Annotated in this window: 13 protein-coding genes; 3 read left to right on the top strand and 10 right to left on the bottom strand. The window is 51.2% G+C overall.

Annotated features, from left to right (window positions below; genetic code table 11):
- Nucleotides 1-26: 26 nt before the first annotated feature.
- From ABDW72_RS16115 to dapF, 9 genes are all read right to left on the bottom strand, one after another.
- Nucleotides 27-1,523, bottom strand: a complete 1,497-nt coding sequence (locus ABDW72_RS16115; RefSeq protein ID WP_347159623.1) for a Do family serine endopeptidase — start codon at nucleotides 1,521-1,523, stop codon at nucleotides 27-29.
- A 169-nt stretch (nucleotides 1,524-1,692) separates the two neighbouring features.
- Nucleotides 1,693-2,160 (bottom strand): Hsp20/alpha crystallin family protein, encoded by a 468-nt coding sequence (locus tag ABDW72_RS16110; protein ID WP_347159622.1) that lies wholly within the window; start codon nucleotides 2,158-2,160, stop codon nucleotides 1,693-1,695.
- A gap of 209 nt (nucleotides 2,161-2,369) precedes the next feature.
- Nucleotides 2,370-3,164 carry a porin family protein gene (locus ABDW72_RS16105; RefSeq protein WP_347159621.1) on the bottom strand — a complete coding sequence of 265 codons (795 nt, stop codon included), beginning with the start codon at nucleotides 3,162-3,164 and terminating at the stop codon, nucleotides 2,370-2,372.
- Nucleotide 3,165: 1 nt separating this feature from the next.
- Nucleotides 3,166-4,353, bottom strand: a complete 1,188-nt coding sequence (locus tag ABDW72_RS16100) for a M20 metallopeptidase family protein (RefSeq protein WP_347159620.1) — start codon at nucleotides 4,351-4,353, stop codon at nucleotides 3,166-3,168.
- A 258-nt stretch (nucleotides 4,354-4,611) separates the two neighbouring features.
- A complete protein-coding gene (locus tag ABDW72_RS16095; protein WP_347159619.1) occupies nucleotides 4,612-5,127 on the bottom strand; it encodes a sporulation protein in 516 nt (171 codons plus the stop codon).
- Complete coding sequence (deoC, locus tag ABDW72_RS16090) at nucleotides 5,124-5,783, bottom strand: deoxyribose-phosphate aldolase (protein ID WP_347159618.1); 660 nt, start codon at nucleotides 5,781-5,783, stop codon at nucleotides 5,124-5,126. Before deoC ends, ABDW72_RS16095 begins: the two co-directional genes overlap by 4 nt.
- Before the next feature lie 126 nt (nucleotides 5,784-5,909).
- Nucleotides 5,910-9,281 carry a preprotein translocase subunit SecA gene (secA, locus tag ABDW72_RS16085; RefSeq protein ID WP_347159617.1) on the bottom strand — a complete coding sequence of 1,124 codons (3,372 nt, stop codon included), beginning with the start codon at nucleotides 9,279-9,281 and terminating at the stop codon, nucleotides 5,910-5,912.
- Nucleotides 9,282-9,554: 273 nt separating this feature from the next.
- On the bottom strand, nucleotides 9,555-10,070 hold the full coding sequence (locus ABDW72_RS16080) for a GNAT family N-acetyltransferase (RefSeq protein WP_347159616.1): 516 nt from the start codon (nucleotides 10,068-10,070) through the stop codon (nucleotides 9,555-9,557).
- Nucleotides 10,071-10,090: 20 nt separating this feature from the next.
- Complete coding sequence (gene dapF / locus ABDW72_RS16075) at nucleotides 10,091-10,879, bottom strand: diaminopimelate epimerase (protein WP_347159615.1); 789 nt, start codon at nucleotides 10,877-10,879, stop codon at nucleotides 10,091-10,093.
- Nucleotides 10,880-10,985: 106 nt separating this feature from the next.
- On the opposite strand from dapF, the gene ABDW72_RS16070 reads away from it, so the two are divergent.
- Nucleotides 10,986-11,879, top strand: coding sequence for a class I SAM-dependent methyltransferase (locus ABDW72_RS16070; protein WP_347159614.1), 894 nt, complete (start codon nucleotides 10,986-10,988; stop codon nucleotides 11,877-11,879).
- 103 nt (nucleotides 11,880-11,982) lie between these two features.
- Nucleotides 11,983-12,798 (top strand): DUF1206 domain-containing protein, encoded by an 816-nt coding sequence (locus tag ABDW72_RS16065; RefSeq protein ID WP_347159613.1) that lies wholly within the window; start codon nucleotides 11,983-11,985, stop codon nucleotides 12,796-12,798.
- 260 nt (nucleotides 12,799-13,058) lie between these two features.
- On the opposite strand, the gene ABDW72_RS16060 is transcribed toward ABDW72_RS16065, so the two are convergent.
- Nucleotides 13,059-16,838 carry a DUF3857 domain-containing protein gene (locus ABDW72_RS16060; protein WP_347159612.1) on the bottom strand — a complete coding sequence of 1,260 codons (3,780 nt, stop codon included), beginning with the start codon at nucleotides 16,836-16,838 and terminating at the stop codon, nucleotides 13,059-13,061.
- A 327-nt stretch (nucleotides 16,839-17,165) separates the two neighbouring features.
- On the opposite strand from ABDW72_RS16060, the gene ABDW72_RS16055 reads away from it, so the two are divergent.
- Nucleotides 17,166-17,690, top strand: a complete 525-nt coding sequence (locus tag ABDW72_RS16055; protein ID WP_347159611.1) for a hypothetical protein — start codon at nucleotides 17,166-17,168, stop codon at nucleotides 17,688-17,690.
- Nucleotides 17,691-17,802: the final 112 nt, after the last annotated feature.

Raw genomic sequence — 17,802 nt, 5'->3', positions numbered from 1 at the left:
CTTTCTCATATATAACAAATCTGATTTTACTGTTTTCCGATCGGGTAGTAAGCCTTCAGGCCATCAGGATACACCCCTTCGATGTATACCACGCCATTGTCAAAGTCTTTCAGATATTTCTCTACATCCGAAGGCTGGCTTACCGGGTACTTATCGATACGGGTGATGATAAAGCCGTCTTTCATACCGGTATCACGGAAATCGCTCTTGTCTACGCCCGAGATCTTCGCACCACCATCAATGCCCAGTTTGTTCATTTCCTGCTTGGAAACGGGCGCAAACATAGCACCATCGAACGTAACTGATTTGGCATTGCTGTGTTTTACCAGTTCTGTACTGTTGTTGAGGTTTTTGAGCAGCACGTTGGCCGTCTGCTCTTTTCCGTTACGCAGGTACGTTACTTTTACCTTGTCGCCAGGGCGGTAGCGGGCCACCTGCTCCAACAGTTGAGATGAACGGGTTACAGCCACACCATTTATCCCTGTCAGCACGTCGCCGGCTTGCAGGCCAGCTTCTTTGGCGCCACTCTTATCCTGCACACCGGCAATATACACGCCGTCCAGGGTTTTCAGGTCTTTTTCTTTTGCCAGTGTTGCATCAATTTCCTGGATAGAAGCACCCAGCAAGGCACGCTGCACTTCGCCATACTTCAGCAGGTCGTCTACCACTTTGCTCACAATCGAAGAAGGCACAGCAAACGAGTAGCCGGCAAACGAACCGGTTTGCGAAGCAATCGCGGTGTTGATACCTACCAGGTCACCATTCAGGTTTACCAGGGCACCACCGGAGTTACCAGGGTTTACAGCCGCATCCGTCTGGATAAACGACTCGATGCTCATATCTCTGTTAGCGCTGGTGCGCAGGATGTTGATCGTACGGGCTTTGGCACTAACAATACCAGCCGTTACAGTTGTATTCAGGTTCAGCGGGTTGCCCACTGCCAGTACCCAATCGCCAATGCGTAGGTCGTCGGAATTGCCGTAGCGGATAACAGGCAGTTTATCGGCATTTATTTTGATCAGGGCAATGTCGGTGGTTGGGTCTGTACCAACCAGTGTCGCGTCAAACGTGCGCTTGTCATCCATCACCACTTTAATCTTATCTGCTTTGTCGATTACGTGGTTGTTAGTAACAATGTATCCATTAGAGGCGATGATCACACCCGAGCCAGATGCCATTTGCGGCCCGCGTGGCGCCCGGTTACCCAGCCCATCGCCAAAAAACTCGCGCAGGAACGGGTCCATTGCCGTTGCGTTCTCATCAGAAGCTCCCTCGGAGTACTCCGTCATGATATGAACCACAGCAGGCGTGGACACCTGGGCTGCTTTAACAAAATTTAAGCCTTCCGGCACTACCGTGTTGCTGCTACGCATGTCGCTGGTGTAGCGGACAGTCGGGTATTGCTGTCCTTGTGCATCAGTGGAAACAATTTCGTCTTCCAGCAGCTTATAGCTACCTAAGGCAACACCGCCGCCAAGCATAGCAGACAGTGTTATACCTGCAATAAATTGTTTTGTCTTCATGAAATTACTTGAACTATTTTATTAATATTTGTGATCGCCTATATTATACAAGACTAACGTTACTGAAGTATACGATAGTATATAACAAACCGATTGTGTTAAGTTTACATCTCTATAGATAACAAAAAAGAGGCCAGAAAGCGGCCTCTTTTTTGTTATCCTAATTTAATTATGCTTTTTCTGTGCCATTATTTCCAGAGGATGCAGTTACTTTCTTGGAATCCTGTTTCTTTGCATCGCTCTTTTCTTTGTTGTCATCCGAACCGGTAATATTGATCTGACGCTTCATCGTTTTTTGCTCATCTTTGGGCACGCTTACCAGCAACACGCCGTTATCAAAGTTGGCTGAAATCTTGTCGGGGTTCACTTTATCGGGCAGGTAAAATGTTCTGCTGAAAGAACCGTACTGTGTCTCCAGCATGTGATAACGTCTGCCGTCTTCTTTCTTTTCCATTTTGCGCTCGCCGGCAATGGTCAGTTTGCCTTCCTGGAAGTCAATGCTGATGTCCTCTTTCTTTACGCCAGGCAGCGCCAGTTCTATTTCGAAGCCTTTCTCTGTTTCACAGGCGTCTACGTGTGGCGTAAAGCCAGAGAAGTTGCGGGAGTTTACAGATTCATTAAAAAATCTGTCTAACATAGAGCTAAAGGTGTTTGGCATGGTCTCTTGCATGCCATTGTATCTGCTAAGTGCCATGGTTATATATCGTTTAAAGTTTAAGATCAATTACAACGATACTATAGTAAAAACCATACCCACCTGATTCATCCTGCCTAATCCTGTAATATTGTCATTTTTCATAAGTATAACATGCTTGTAATCTGTCGTTTTAACATATTTCGGACACATTAATATGTAATACTGGCGGAGTTTGACGGCGCATGCAGGTTATACTTAAGTTCCAGCCCTACTACCGGCGAGATGCGGTTGCGCTTGGTAGCATAGCCTTCTTCGAGCAGCAGCCCGTCTTCGCTATATGTGGGCGGCACCTGCACGTAATAGTAGTCCGTCTGCCGCATAAAGTAGGGAGCTATCCGTAGCGTTTCTGTTAGTTCATAGTTCAGGCTCAGGCGCAGGCGGGTACGGTCGATGATGCGTTCCTCCTCTACAATATCCTTATCGCCCGCTAAGTCGGTTAGCAGCATAGCCTCATATCGCAGGGCCGGCGTCAGGAATTTGCTGCCTAGCGGCAGCCGTTTACCCAGCTCGGCCTGCAGCCGGACGCGGCCGTACCTGTCGCTTTCCTCCTGCATCACATATTCGAACAGGGCCTGCTTGTTGAAGTATAAACCACCAATGCGGCCGTTGTGGCGCAGGAACAACGTTGGGAACAGGATTTTGGGAAAATCTTCGGCGGCATACCGCAGCATGGCGCCGCCCCGCCAATGGTCTGTAAACGTTTGCTCATATCCAACGGTTAGCTCTACGCGCTCAACACTATGGAAAGCCCCGTTGCCTAACAGGTCGTTATAGCGGCTATCGGTATTAACGCGGTATTGGTTCTGCAGAAATAGAAGGCCTTGTTCGTTAACGCCGTAGGTGAACTGCAGCTCTGGCCAGATGGCTGTGGAGGCCGTAAATTTGCGCTGCGCCTGCGCCAGAACTGGCAGCAACAGCGCTAGTATAAGGTATACCTTTTTCATATCAACCCGCCAGTTCCTGTAATGCCACAAAAGCCATTAGTCCGATGCTTGTCTCCAGTGCCGATTCTTCTATGTCAAACGTGGGCGTGTGCACCCCCGAAATAATGTCACGTGCCTCGTTGCGGGTGCCAAGGCGGTAGAAACAGGCCGGCACCTCCTGCGAGTAGTAGGCAAAGTCCTCTGCTCCCATCCACAAATCCAGGTCTACCACATTAGCGGCTCCGAGGTATGCCTCTGCCGCAGCGCGGGCCCGCCCGGTTAGTTCCGGATCATTCTGCAGGTAAGGATAGCCGTGCTTGATGTCGATGTTGCAGCTGCCGCCCATACTCTCGCAGAGCCCTTCGGCCAGCCGGCGTATTTTCTGATGCGCTTCCTTGCGCCATACTTCGTTCATCGTCCGGAACGTGCCTTCAATCTTTACCTCATCCGGGATAACATTGGTCGCGCCTTTGGCCTCTACTTTGCCAAACGACAGCACAGAGGGCACCTTCGGACTGGCATGGCGGCTCACCACCTGCTGCAGCGCCACAATCAGGTGCGCCGAGATCAGCACCGGGTCTACGTTCATCTCGGGCATGGCAGCGTGGCCTCCTTTGCCTTTCACAGTAATGTAGACCTCATCGGCACTGGCCATGTACATGCCTGCCCGGAAACCCACTTTGCCCGCCGGCAGCATCGGAAACACATGCTGACCAATGATTCCAGCAGGCTTTGGGTGCTGCAGCACCCCCTCTTTGATCATGACAGACGCTCCGCCCGGAAACTTCTCCTCGCCCGGCTGAAAGATCAGCTTTACGGTTCCTTCAAACTCGTGGCGCAGCTCCTGCAGAATACGGGCAACGCCCAGCAGCGAAGAAGTATGTACGTCGTGGCCGCAGGCATGCATCACACCTTCATTCTTCGATTTGTAGGCTACCTGGTTTGCTTCCACAATGGGCAGTGCATCCAGGTCGGCACGTAGGGCAATCGTTCTCTTTTCCGGATTGTTACCCTCGATCAGCGCCACCACTCCGGTGCGGGCCATGCGCTGCGGCTGCAAACCATAACTGCGAAGCGTTTCTTCTACATAGGCAGCGGTATTGTATTCTTCGAAGCTCAGTTCTGGATGGGTGTGCAGGTGCCGGCGCAGTGTTACTGTGTCGGGTGCATAAGTATGGGCAAGACGTTTTACTTGATCTATTATCGACATATTCATGTATAAAGACGGTACTGAAATGCATGGAATGCCAGCTACACACAGCAATTGGCAATTTACTCCGTTACTTTGGAGCTGCGCCCAAGCTGCTATGGTACATTATAGTATGGCATCCGGGGTGCGCGTAGCTTGTACGACAAGTACAGGAGCGTAACAAGGTAACAATAAACCGTATAGCCTGAAAATAATAAACGTTGCGACCTGATCAGCCGCAACGTTTATTTATACTTGGTACCAAAGCTTAGCTTGGCGCTAATAATTTTTGTTGATGTTGATCTGATCGGGTACGATCTGAGCATTAGGAATCAGGTCCTGAATTTGGTTGAGCACCTGCTGGGCCTCGATGCGGCTGAAGAAATCGCCGATCTTTAAGCGGAAGTTCGGCTGCTGGTACGTCAGGTAGTCTTTCACGTCGGGCACGCGGCCGATGATGGCTTTGCGCAGGTTCATCACGCCCTGACGTTCCGAGCCGTTGTAAGCCAGAATGCGGTAGCCTTTCGCATAGCGGATGTTCCTGTTTACGCTGGCCACGGTATCCATCAGCACGGCCACCTGGTCGTTTACATGGTGTGTGGGCTCCACACGGGCTACGGCGGTTGCTTCTTCGGCCGTATACTTCGGGCGATACTGGCTTAGATCTTCATTTACGCTGGCTTTAGCAGAGCTTTTACCTATCCCGGTTTCGCTGCTTTTCCTGCCAGATGTGGAGGCACAGGCAGTGGTGAATACCAGCAACAGCGGCAGTAAAATATTTTTGATCTTGTTCATGAGCTAACTATTTGTATACCGGCCGAGCAGCCTAACCTGTCGGCACCGGCCTTAATTAATGCTTCGGCATCGGCTGATGTGCGGATACCGCCCGATGCTTTGATCTTCAGGTGCTTCGGCAGCACACGGCGCATCAGCTTTATATCGGCCACAGAGGCACCGCGGGCTGCAAACCCGGTCGAGGTCTTCACATAATCGGCCCCTGCTGCAGCGCAAAGTTCGCAGGCTTTTACAATCTCCTCCTCTGACAGCAAAGCGGTTTCGATGACCACCTTCAGTTCCGCCTTGTTCAAGTGGCAAAAGCTAGCCAGATCAGTCAGTTCAGCCTGTACTTCCTCATACTTGCCAGACTTAAATGCAGCAAGGTTTATCACCACATCTATCTCGCTGGCTCCGTCTGCTATAGCCTGGTGTGTTTCCAGGAGCTTGACTTTCGAGTGCTGGTAACCCAGCGGAAAGCCCACAACGGTAGCTACTTTTACAAGCGCCCCCGGCCCCAGCCGCTCTCTGGAGAGCTGCACATAGCAGGGCGGCACACACACGGCTGCAAAGCCATAGTTACGGGCTTCATCGCACAGTTGCTGCACCTGCTCTTCAGTTGCCTCCGGCCGCAGCAGCGTGTGGTCGATGTAAGCAGCTATTTCCTCTCCGGCCATACTATCAGCTAAAAGATAAAGGACATAAGAGGAAAGATCTGTCTTTCTCCTACATCCTCTCCCTATACGTTCTAAATCAGATAAAAGAAGCCACTGCGGTTTAGAACAGTGGCTTCTCCTAAATTTTTATTCTTCAATCAGGATGCAGCGGTTGTTGGCCAGATCCTCTTCTACAGTCTTAAACTTCACGTCTTTTACCACGCGGCCGTCCATGTACTGCACGCTTACGCGGTCGTTACGGCCAGCTACCTTCTGCGAGTGTGCCGGCATAATACGCTCCGGTTCCTGTGCCTGCTCAGCCATATGGCCCTGCTCATCTTCCAGCGAAGAGTGTACCGAGGCTTTCTGCTCTTTCAGCACGGGCGGTTTTGGAGCCTGCTGCGGACGCGGCGCCTGCACCTGATCCGGTGCCTGGATCGGAATATAAGCATGGAACAGGAAGTTAATGGTTTCCTCGTTCACCTTGCCGATCATGCGCTTGAACAGCTCAAAGGACTCGAACTTATAGATTAACAGCGGGTCTTTCTGCTCGTACACGGCGTTTTGCACACTTTGTTTCAGGTCGTCCATCTGGCGCAGGTGGTCGGTCCAGGCCTGGTCGATAGTACCCAGCGTGATCATCTTCTCCATCGAGCGGAGCAGCTCCATGCCTTTGGTCTCATAGGCCTTGGTCAGGTTGGCTACAGCTGCTAACTGACGCTTGCCATCGGTAAACGGCACAGCCACGTTCTCGATCATTGGTCCGCGGTTCTGGTGAATGTCGGCAATGATCGGGTAGGCCTGCGCAGAAATCTGCTTGTTTTTGTTCAGATAGAAGTTCAAAGCTTCGTTGTAGAGGCGCTCGGCCAGTTGGTTCACCTGCCCGCTACGGAAGTCGTCGCCCGTGATCTGCGTCTCGAAACCAAACACCCGAATCAGGTGCAGTTGGAAGTTCTCGTAGTCGTTGATGTTTTTGTAGCTGGCCACCACGTCCTCGCTGATATCATAGATCATGTTCCAGATATCAAGTTCCAGACGCTCGCCATATAGGGCGTTGCGGCGGCGTTTGTATACTACCTCACGCTGGGCGTTCATCACGTCGTCGTACTCCAGCAGGCGCTTACGCTGTCCGAAGTTATTTTCCTCTACTTTCTTCTGCGCGCGCTCAATCGAGTTGGTGATCATCGAGTGCTGGATCACCTCGCCTTCTTCCAGACCCATGCGGTCCATCAGGCGGGCAATACGGTCAGAGCCGAACAGGCGCATCAGGTTATCTTCCAAGCTCACAAAGAACTGTGAAGAACCCGGATCCCCCTGACGACCGGCACGACCACGCAACTGGCGGTCTACACGGCGTGACTCGTGGCGTTCTGTACCTACAATGGCCAGACCACCCGCTGCTTTCGATTCCGGCGTCAGCTTAATGTCAGTACCACGACCTGCCATGTTGGTGGCGATAGTAACGGTGCTTGGCTTACCAGCTTCGGCCACGATTTCGGCCTCTTTCTGGTGCATCTTGGCGTTGAGCACCTGGTGTTTGATATTGCGGATCTTGAGCATGCGGCTCAGGAGCTCCGAAATCTCCACCGAAGTAGTACCCACCAGCACGGGGCGGCCTTTCTCGGTCAGCTCCACGATCTCGTCGGCTACCGCGTTATACTTCTCGCGCACCGTTTTGAACACCTTATCGTGCTCATCGTCTCGTTGGATCGGACGGTTAGTTGGAATCACCACCACGTCCAGTTTATAGATCTCCCAGAACTCGCCTGCCTCTGTTTCGGCTGTACCCGTCATACCCGAAAGCTTGTGGTACATACGGAAGTAGTTCTGCAGTGTCACAGTAGCGTACGTCTGCGTAGCATCCTCCACCTTCACGTTCTCTTTTGCTTCGATGGCCTGGTGCAAGCCGTCAGAATAACGGCGCCCTTCCATCACACGGCCGGTTTGCTCGTCCACGATCTTCACTTTGTGGTCTGGCGTCACGATGTACTCTGTGTCCTTCTCGAACAAAGTATAGGCCTTAAGCAATTGGTTGATGGTGTGGATACGCTTCGATTTCTCCTGGAAATCGGCGATCAGCTGCTCCTTGGCGTGCACCTGCTCTTCGTGCGACATCGATTTGTTGTTCTCGATGTTAGCGATTTCAGTGCCGATATCGGGCATGATAAAGAAATGCGGATCTTCGCCCTGGCCCGTGATCAGGTCAATGCCTTTCTCGGTCAGCTCGATCTGGTTGTGCTTTTCATCAATGGTAAAGTATAGCGGCTCGTCGGCCTCCGGCATCTGGCGTGAGTTATCCTGCAGGTAGAAGTTCTCTGTTTTCTGGAGAATGGCGCGGTTGCCCTGCTCGCTCAGGTACTTGATCAGCGGCTTGCTCTTGGGGAGGCCACGGTAAGCACGAAACAAGGATACGCCGCCCTCTTTGGTATCGCCGTCTTTTATCAGGCGCTTTGCCTCCGTCAGGAAGTTGTTTACTACTTTGCGCTGCGCATCTACCAGCATGGCGATGCGTGGTTTCAGCTGATAGAACTCGTGCTCATCGCCACGCGGCACAGGGCCGGAAATGATCAGCGGCGTACGGGCATCGTCAATTAACACAGAGTCTACCTCATCGACCATGGCATAGTGGTGCTTGCGCTGCACCAGGTCCTGCGGGTCGCGGCTCATGTTGTCGCGCAGGTAGTCGAAGCCAAATTCGTTGTTGGTACCATACGTGATATCGGCACGGTAAGCTTCGCGGCGGGCTTCAGAGTTAGGCTGGTGCTTGTCAATGCAGTCAATCGTCAGGCCGTGGAACTCGAACAGCGGACCGATCCACTCCGAGTCACGCTTGGCCAGGTAGTCGTTTACCGTTACCACGTGTACGCCGCGCTTAGCCAGGGCATTCAGGAAAGCCGGCAGCGTTGCTACCAGCGTTTTACCTTCACCTGTAGCCATCTCGGCAATCTTGCCCTGGTGCAGTACCACACCACCAATCAGCTGCACATCATAGTGCAGCATGTCCCAGGTAATCTCGGCACCGGCAGCCAGCCACTTGTTTATCCAGATGGCCTTGTCGCCTTCTATCTGCACGTTTGGCTTGCGCAAAGCAAGCGCCCGATCCTGGTCAGTAGCCGTTACTACCAGTTGGCCATTCTCTTTCAGGCGGCGGGCCGTTTCTTTTACAATGGCAAAGGCGGGGGGCAGCACCTCCAGCAGTACTACTTCCAGGTCTTTGTTGCGCTGCTTCTCCAGCTCATCAATCTCCGTAAAAATAGCTTCTTTCTGAACGATATCCAGTTCCTGCTCGTCGGCAATGCGCTTGTGCAGGGCTGCGATCTGGTCATCAATAGGCTTTAGGCGCTCATCAATAACAGACTTCACCTCCTGCGTTTTCCCGCGCAGTTCATCGTCTGTCAGACTGGTAAGCCTGGCATATTCTTCGTTTATCTTAGATACATAAGGCAGTACCTCCTTTATATCTCTGTCGGATTTTGTACCGAATATTTTGGCAACGGTCTTACCGAAAAAATCAAACATCTGTATGTAGTTCTTAAATGAAATCCTGTGTCTGCGATCTCGTCAAAAATAAGTTGTTTTTCTGAGATATCGTGTGTTCTTACTAAAACAATACCATAAAAGGAACTTTAGGCGCTGCCTGCCAAAATTACCGATGGCAAGCAGCCTGTTGCTCCCTTTCTGCTCCCGGGCACCCGCCAGCCTATGCCATAACAGCCATGTCGCAGCATCGTGGCAGGTAGGCCTGCCTTTTAAACTATGGAAGCAGGGCATAAAGTTCAGCCAGTTGCCTTTCTAAAGCAAGCACTGAAATTCGATGGCGTCGCGCCAACCAGCAGTGGTTTTCAGCCAGTCCTTCCGCACGCCTACCTCTGTAAAGCCATGCTTCTGAAACAGGTGTATACTAGCCTTATTGCCGTCCGAAACAGTGCAATACACCTGGTGCAGCTGCAGCGTCTGGCGGCAGTACTGTAGCAGCAATGCCAATGCCGCGCCTGCGTGTCCATTGCTGCGCTGCGCTGCGGCCACGACAATGCCGATACCGGCACGGCGGTGCAGCGGGTCAAAATCAAACAGATCAATGGCACCTACCGGCTCTCCGCCTGCGCGGCAGATTACCAGGCGCAGCTGTTTTATAGTATAAATATCGAGGGTAGCATTTTCCAGGTACTGCTCCAGCACAAACCTGGAATAGGGTGTAAGCGTGTTACCTGCCTGCCAGACAGAGGTATCATTCTCCAGGGTATACAGGAAATCCAGGTCTGCGGGCTCCAGCGCGCGCAGGGAAGTATGGTCGGAGGAAAGAAACACGGCCGCTTGATTTGGGAAGATTACACTTTCACTTCGGCCTGCACGGCACCCGTAAACACCAGCCGGGCCGGGCCGATCAGGTAAATATACTTGAAGCCTCCTTCCGGCGCGCGTTCGAACGCCACCTCCAGTTCGCCCCCCAGCACCTTTACCTTGACAGGGCTTTGCATGCCTTGCATACTGGCCACCAGTGCGCAGGCTGTTACGCCCGTTCCGCACGACAGCGTCTCATCCTCTACGCCCCGTTCATAGGTGCGCACAAATATCTCGTTATCCGAGAGGCGCTGCACAAAGTTCACGTTGGTGCCTTTCTCATTAAACCGGGCGTTGTAGCGAATGGCGCGTCCTTCGGTGTATACATCCAGTTCCTGCACATCGGCTACAAAGCGTACATAATGGGGAGAGCCGGTGCTGAGGTAATAATCGCTGCCAATCTTCTCCACCTGCTTTACATCATTCATCTTCAGCTGGATAAGATCGCGCTCTATACTGGCCTGGTGCTCGCCGTCAGCTGCCAGAAAGCAGGCGACATCTTCTATCATGCCCATCTGCTTGGCAAAACGGACGGTACAGCGTGCGCCGTTACCGCACATGGAGCCCAGGCGGCCGTCAGCATTGAAGTATACCATCTCAAAGTCATAATCAGGATGGTCCTGCAGCAGAATGAGCCCATCGGCCCCAACACCCTTGCGCCGGTCGCACAGGTGCTTTATGAACTGCTCATCATCGGTCGGGAAGATCTGCTTGCGGTTATCCACCATCACAAAATCGTTTCCGGTGCCCTGGTATTTATAAAAAGTGATTGCCATGTCGTTATAACAATTTAAATCCCGGTTGGGTGCCTTTTTTATGGTTCGGCGGATAATGCGTAATTTGCCGCCAGGTGGCACACAGCCAGCACGAAACGACAAAGATATGTATTCCTTTCTTACAACAGAAAACTGGGCCGACTATGAGCTGGTGGATTCCGGAAACTTTGAGAAGTTGGAGCGCTTTGGCGCCTACTATGTGGCACGCCCGGAGCCGCAGGCCATCTGGGACAAGCACTTGCCCGAACAGGAGTGGCAACGCCTGGCAAACGCCGTATTTACGCGCGACAAAGGCAGCCAGGAAAAAGGCCAGTGGAAGCTGAAGAAAGGCATGCCAGAGCAGTGGTACATCGATTATACTTATAATGACCTGAAACTTCGCTTTAGGCTGGGGCTCTCCTCGTTTAAGCACGTGGGGCTTTTCCCAGAGCAAGACAGCAACTGGAAATTTATTTACAACGCTACCAAAAAGCTGCAAACGCCACAGCCAAAGGTGCTGAACCTGTTTGCCTATACCGGCGCTGCCACCCTGGCCGCCAAAGCTGCCGGCGCCGACGTAACGCACCTGGACTCGGTGAAGCAGGTAAACTTCTGGGCCCGCGACAACATGGAGGCCAGCAACCTGGACAACGTGCGCTGGGTGGTGGAAGACGCCATGAAGTATGCCCGCCGGGAGGTGAAACGCGGCAATACCTACAACGGCATTATCCTGGACCCGCCCAGCTACGGCCGCGGCCCGAACGGCGAAAAATGGCAGCTAGAGAACGAATTAAACGAGATGATTAAACTGTGCCGCGAACTGCTGGACAAAACCGACTATTTCCTGCTCATCAATTTATACTCGATCGGCTTCTCTGCCATGATCCTGGATAACCTGATGCGCGACACGTTTGGAACGCAAGTACAAAACGAAGAACTGGGCGAGTTATACTTGCTGGATGGCGGCAAGCGCCGGCTACCCTTGGGCACGTTCTTTCGGTTTACGTCGGGCGGTAAATAATTCTGCTGCACCCCTTACCTGCCAGTGCTCGTATCCTGCCTAAGCCGTTGCCCGAACCTTTTATCTCGATTCGGAAAGGCTTTACAAGCTTTAACACCAACAGATGCCAGACAGGGAAAAGCTAAAGCGCTGGATTGCCTTCCTCCCTATTTACGGGTGTTTCTCAACGGGCATTATCTATGCAGCTGTCGGCGTTATCGCTATCCTGTCTTTTTTAAAAATCAAGCATGGCGGCGCGGATGAAAGTAGCTTGCTGGCTTTTCTAAACGATTATGTGGCCGGCAGAATACTTATCTGGGCCATTCTGCTAGGGACGATCAGCTACATTATCTGGCGGATTTACGAAACGATCAAAGATCCTTACGGGTATGGCACGAGCCCGAAAGGTGTTGCCACCCGAACAGGCATTGCCCTGAGCACTGTTGCCGATATGCTTATTGCCTATGCTGCCATCATGAGCTTGCTCGGCAAAAGCCACGTACCGGAAAACGGACAACCCGAGGAGCAACGCCGGATGGTGCACCTGATCCTGCAAAAGAGTTGGGGCGATTGGGCTATCATCTGCACCGGAGCTGTTGTTGCTATAACCGCCGTGGTGCAGTTACTCTACGGAATCACCAACGGGTATAAGGAACGAATCAACATCGGTCGCCTCCGTGCTGTTGAAAAACACCTGATCCGTGCGCTTGCCTGGGTGGGGTATGCGGCCCGCGGGATCATTTTAGGAATCATCGGCTTTTTCCTGCTGAAAGCAGGTGTCTTGGAAAATGCGCACTATGTGGTGAACACCGACAAAGCCTTTGATTTCATAGGGGACGACATCGGGCATTTATACTTTATCCTGGTAGCGGTCGGCACTATCTGCTATGCCCTGTTTATGTTCGCCCTCGGCGCATACTATGACCCCGATAAAGGGTGAGTAATATTCGAAGGCTGAACTATCAGTGACTTGTTATTACTTGGGCAAAGTATAAGCGTTGAAGTTATAATATCTCCCTGCCTTGTTCGAGAAGGGAATCTGGCTGGAAGAGGTTTCGAAGTATAAGTTTTATAGCATAGGCCTTACCTCCCTTCCACTAACATTCTTGCAGGATGACAAATGTAAGAAGTATAAAAAGGGGGAGCGTGTAGCTCCCCCTTTTTCTTTCAAATGACCTTTAAGCTTCCTTACTTTCCAGCTTATTTAAAAGCGATCTGGCGAGCATCTGCCTCGATCACTTTCTTATAGAAGTTGCTAAACTCCTGTACTTTGCCGGCAGGTATAATATCGCCTTTATAAACGAGCTCCCGGGTAAACTGCAACGATTTGTTGACCTGCTTGCAGGACAAGGTATACGTGGCGTAGGCGCAGGAATACGTCACCGTCTTTGGAACTTCCACCAGGGCTTTGTTGGCCGGGATGATGATGGTGATAGTTTCTCTGTCCGTATCTGCGTACTTCACCTTCGAGAGGTCGATCGGGAAAGTTCTTTCTGCATTCACCACAAATTCGCTGGCGGTGGCTTTGCTGCTCCAGGGCAAAGCAAACAGCGACATGCCGCCTACCTGGGTAATGATATCCTGCAGTGCATAATCGATGTTGCTGCGTACCGTATCGGCCGTACCTTCAAGGCCAAAGAATTCAAGCTTGCTTAAGCTGGCATTTGTGTAGTATGATTTCAGACCATCTAGCATTTGCTTCTCCCGCTCCTTACCGCTCAGGTTGCGGTACCTGGACTTGTTGTAAGCAGCCAGCGAAGCGGTATTATAGTTGCGCTCGCTGATCTCCAGGTTTCTGTCTTTGATGTTGATCATTGTTTGACGTACCACAGTATTTGGTTTCCGAACCGCAGGGTTCAAGTAGCCCAGCTGCAATGGCTGCGTGTTTTTCTCCCCTGTTATCTCCAGAATTCTGGAGTTCAGCGCATCGCTGTACAGGCTGCCGAAAGGCAGGTAGTTCGAGGTCAGCTCCAGGTAATGCGGCTTGCCATTCAGTTCTACCCTCGCCATGCAATGGTTAAACTCAATGGAAGGCAGCTCCATTTCGCTCAGGCCATTGTCACGGGTGTTAACAAGCACCAGGCTGGCATCGATTCCTGCTTCTTTGCACATGGCCACAAAAAGCGTAGACACATCTTTACAGTCGCCAATGCGGGTGTTTAGAACGGTAGAAGCTTTTTGCGGGATCAGTCCGCTCTGGCGGAAAGAAACAGAGCTATACTTGATGTTATCAATAATGTAATCGTAGATGAGTTTTACTTTAGCCTCTTCCGTGAGGTTGGACTTATCTTTAAACAGGTCTGCTACTACTTCTTTTACCTCAAAATCGGCTTTTGCTTTCTCCGAGGCCAGGTCTGAGTACCAGTTGCTCACATAATTCCAGTCGGGGATGGTGGTCAGGTGCAGGGTCTGGGCAACGTCTGCCATAGCCGGCATTTTGTCTTCAAACTTTAAAGCAGCCTGATTTTCCTTTTTCCAGACATACAGGTTGAAATCCGCATCTGGCTTTGAAACAGCCGGTTCCAGCGGCTGCTGGGTCATTTTATACTGGAACTTCACCTCCGGAGAGATCAGCAGGCTATATTTGGTAGTGAGATAAGGCAAAAAGTGCGTGAAGTAATACTTGTCCCAGAAATGAGAGGCTAAACGGCCCTCATTATAGTTCTCCAACTTATAAGTATAATGGATGGCATCGCCAACTTCCAGATTGGTGAAAACAAGCTGGTTGCCATTTGTTTCGGCCGGCACTTTTGTCCCGTTCTTCTTGATAACCTCGGCTTTCTCTACTACCATGCGCTGGTCGCTGTTATAGCCAATCTCATACTCTTTCCAATCGTCTACACCCTGCTCATCCAGCATTTTTAAAACGAATATGCGCCTTTCTTCGGAAGCACCGCTCTTGTATACCACCCGCTGTACCTCGTCGTACACAATTAGGGTTCTGTCTTCGGGATAGGCCGCAGCGCCGGGTGCCGCTTTCGCCAACGCATAGATATCTACCGCCGGGAAGTACTCGAACACGTCTTTCTTATTCTCCAGCTTACGGAGTTCTTTGATACTGCTGAAGTCAGTTGGCTCATATTCGATCGCTTTTTGGTAGGAACTGATCGCCTCGGCCTTTTTGCCATTCACGTTTTGCGTCTTGGCAAGTTCTGCCCAGTACTTGCCGACATACGGGGAAGTAAGGAGCGCTTTCCGGTACGTATCTTCCGCTTTTTTGTGATCCTGAAGGTTAGCGTAAATAGTGCCCAGCTTGTACTGGTATCCAACTGCTACCGGGTTCCGGGCTATCGCCGACTGGTATATATTCAGGCCATCTGACACGGCTCCTTTCTGAAAATAATCCTCTGCCAGCAACTCGGCATAGGCATTGTGGTTGTGATCTTTGAGGTAGTTCTTGAGGATGTTGACCGAAGACTTGCTATTTTTCCGTACCGTTTTCTCGATCAGGTACTCCAGTTTCACGAAATCAGCATTTTCAGGAAATTTTGAATAGGCTTCGTCCGCCAGCTTCACGATTTCTACTTCTTTCTTCTCCGCTGTAGCTAACTGCAGCCGCTTCATGTATACATTCTCGTCTTTCCCATAGATCTTCTCGATCTTAGCTAAAACAGCAGCCGCGTTGTCATAATTCTCTTTCTCGATCTCATCATGAAACAGCAGATTCAGCGAAAACGGGTTCTCGGGGTCTTTATCTTTCAGCCACTCCAGGGTGGTAGCAAGCTGGGTGCGGTTTCGCTCCTGCTGGTATAATTGAACAAGCAAGCCCATGATGTAGCTCGACTCCGGAGCAAGTTTCTGCGCAGCTGTAAACGCTTTGCGGGCTTCGTAGTTTTTCTGGCTGCGCAGGTAGGTATGGCCCAGCAGAAGGTAGTTAAGCACTTTTCCCGGCTCTTTCTTCACCAGGTCCTGAAAGTAGGCTTCGGCAAACAGCGGGATGTTTTTCGCCTCGTACACCGTTTCTACGGTATAGGGCTGTGGCACTTTGGAGTAGCTAAGTCCATCTATGGCTTTGCCGGTTTCGTCCGTCAGGCGTGCCATAAAGTTCGAGCGGTCGGCATAGCTCTCGGCCACTTGTACCAGCAGGCGGTTGTATCCTTTGTGCAGCTTTACGGTGGTCAGGTAGGTATCCAGGTCGTTGTTGCGCTCTTCCTGCTCGGCCAGCACCAGTTTGTCGTTCATCCAGGCTTTCAGAGAGCCTGATACGCCCAGGCGCAATTGCACCTCCTGCTCCACCGGGCTCATGACATAGGTCTGCGCATAGATCACGGAATTGTGGGCATAGAAATGATAGGTAAAATCGATCCAGCGGTCGGCCCGGAAGGCCGGCAGGTTAAACCACTTAACGCTTGCCCCAGCCTTATTTGTGAACGTGGCATCGTTTGATCCATTCTTAATGGGGCCATATGCTTTGTTAAAACCGCTGGCAGAGATATTCTCAAACTCCCCCACAATCTGCCAATCCGTGATGGCGCCCATTTGGCTGTAGGCTGCTTCGGCTTGCTTGTCGTTGTTAATTGCTTCGTAGTGGCCGCCCAATATACTTTGTGCCATTGCCCGCAAGGTGCCGTTTGCCCGCGCGTCTTTCGACAGGGCCTGGAGGTAAGCTACTTGTGCCGGTGTCTTTTTACCACTTCCGGCCGTTACCGCTTCCGTGCTCCAGAGGGCAAAAGTATAGGGATACGGGTTGGGGCTGGCCGCTGCGAAACGGGTATACTCCGCAAAGGCTTCCGCATCTGTTTTATCGATGGTGGCCAGCAGGGAGAGCCCCAGGTGCGCCTCCGCTTTGGTGGCGGCATCATGCGTGGCCTTGTTAAACAGCTCCCGCGCCTGTTGCCGGTCGTTGGCATAAAAGCTTTTCCAGGCGGCATCCAGGTCGGCGCTGCTTTGGGCCAGGGCAAGCAAGGGCGTCAGAAAAATAAAAAGAAGAGGTAAGAGCAGCTGCCGGAAAGAGCTGCCGGTTGGTAAAGGTTTACACATACTGTTAAGAAATTAGGGTGAGGTAAGTGCCAACCTTGCTTGTTTTCATAGACAAATGGCAAAGCGCCTTACAAATACAATGAATTATCCTCCAAAATAAATAATTTTACCCGATATATATGTTCTCCTAAATATTTATTCTTTTCAGAATTCTACAAGGAGCAGCAAGAATAGGCAGGCAAGCTTTACCAGCAAAACAGCCGCAACCGCTATTGAATATGTTTTTCCGGTTTTCTTCTGCTGGGAAAGTAGTTTGTAATGCTCTGGTACAATAGCGTGTCTTCTCTATTTTTCAACTATAAACAGTATACCATTCTTTCTACAACTATGAAAAAGCACCTCTTACTTATCTGGGTGAGCCTATTGGGCATCACCGCTGCTACGGCACAGCAAAGGCAGACGCACAAAGTACCGCAGGAGCTGGCCAGCTTTTTTTGCGGCTACTGGACGGGTGCAGGAGAATTTGCCAATGGCAAGCAGATCGCGGCTGACGTGTCCTTTACCTTATCTCTTGACAGCTGCTGGCTCAGCTACCACCATCGCGATAAAGCCCCAAACACTTACGAGGCCCAGTCGATGTGGGGCCTAAATGCGCAAACCGGCCAGTTTATCGCCTATGTATTTGACAACTTTAATGGCCACAGGAAATTTGAAAGCGACGGCTGGAAGGATGGAAAGCTGATCCTGACAAACCAGGAGTCCTCTCCCGGAAGAGGCCAGTTCTTTCAGCATTTTATTTTCGAGAAGCTGTCTGACAACACATTTAAAATGAGTTATGAAATAAGCAAGGACGGGACTGCCTGGCGACTGGTAGATCATTTAGTCTTTACCAGAACAACTGCCGAAAGTTAAAGCAGCCGTACGATCAACAGGCATCAGGCAAAATGGCCCGTAATCCTAAATACCCTTCAAAATTCCTACTCGGAAAGTTGTACCTTACTTCATTTGCCAGCCCGAAGTATAA

This window comes from Pontibacter chitinilyticus (assembly GCF_039748935.1).
Classification (GTDB): Bacteria; Bacteroidota; Bacteroidia; order Cytophagales; family Hymenobacteraceae; genus Pontibacter; species Pontibacter chitinilyticus.
The sequence above is the reverse complement of the archived record's forward strand: the minus strand, read 5'-3'. Positions and strand labels throughout refer to the sequence as shown.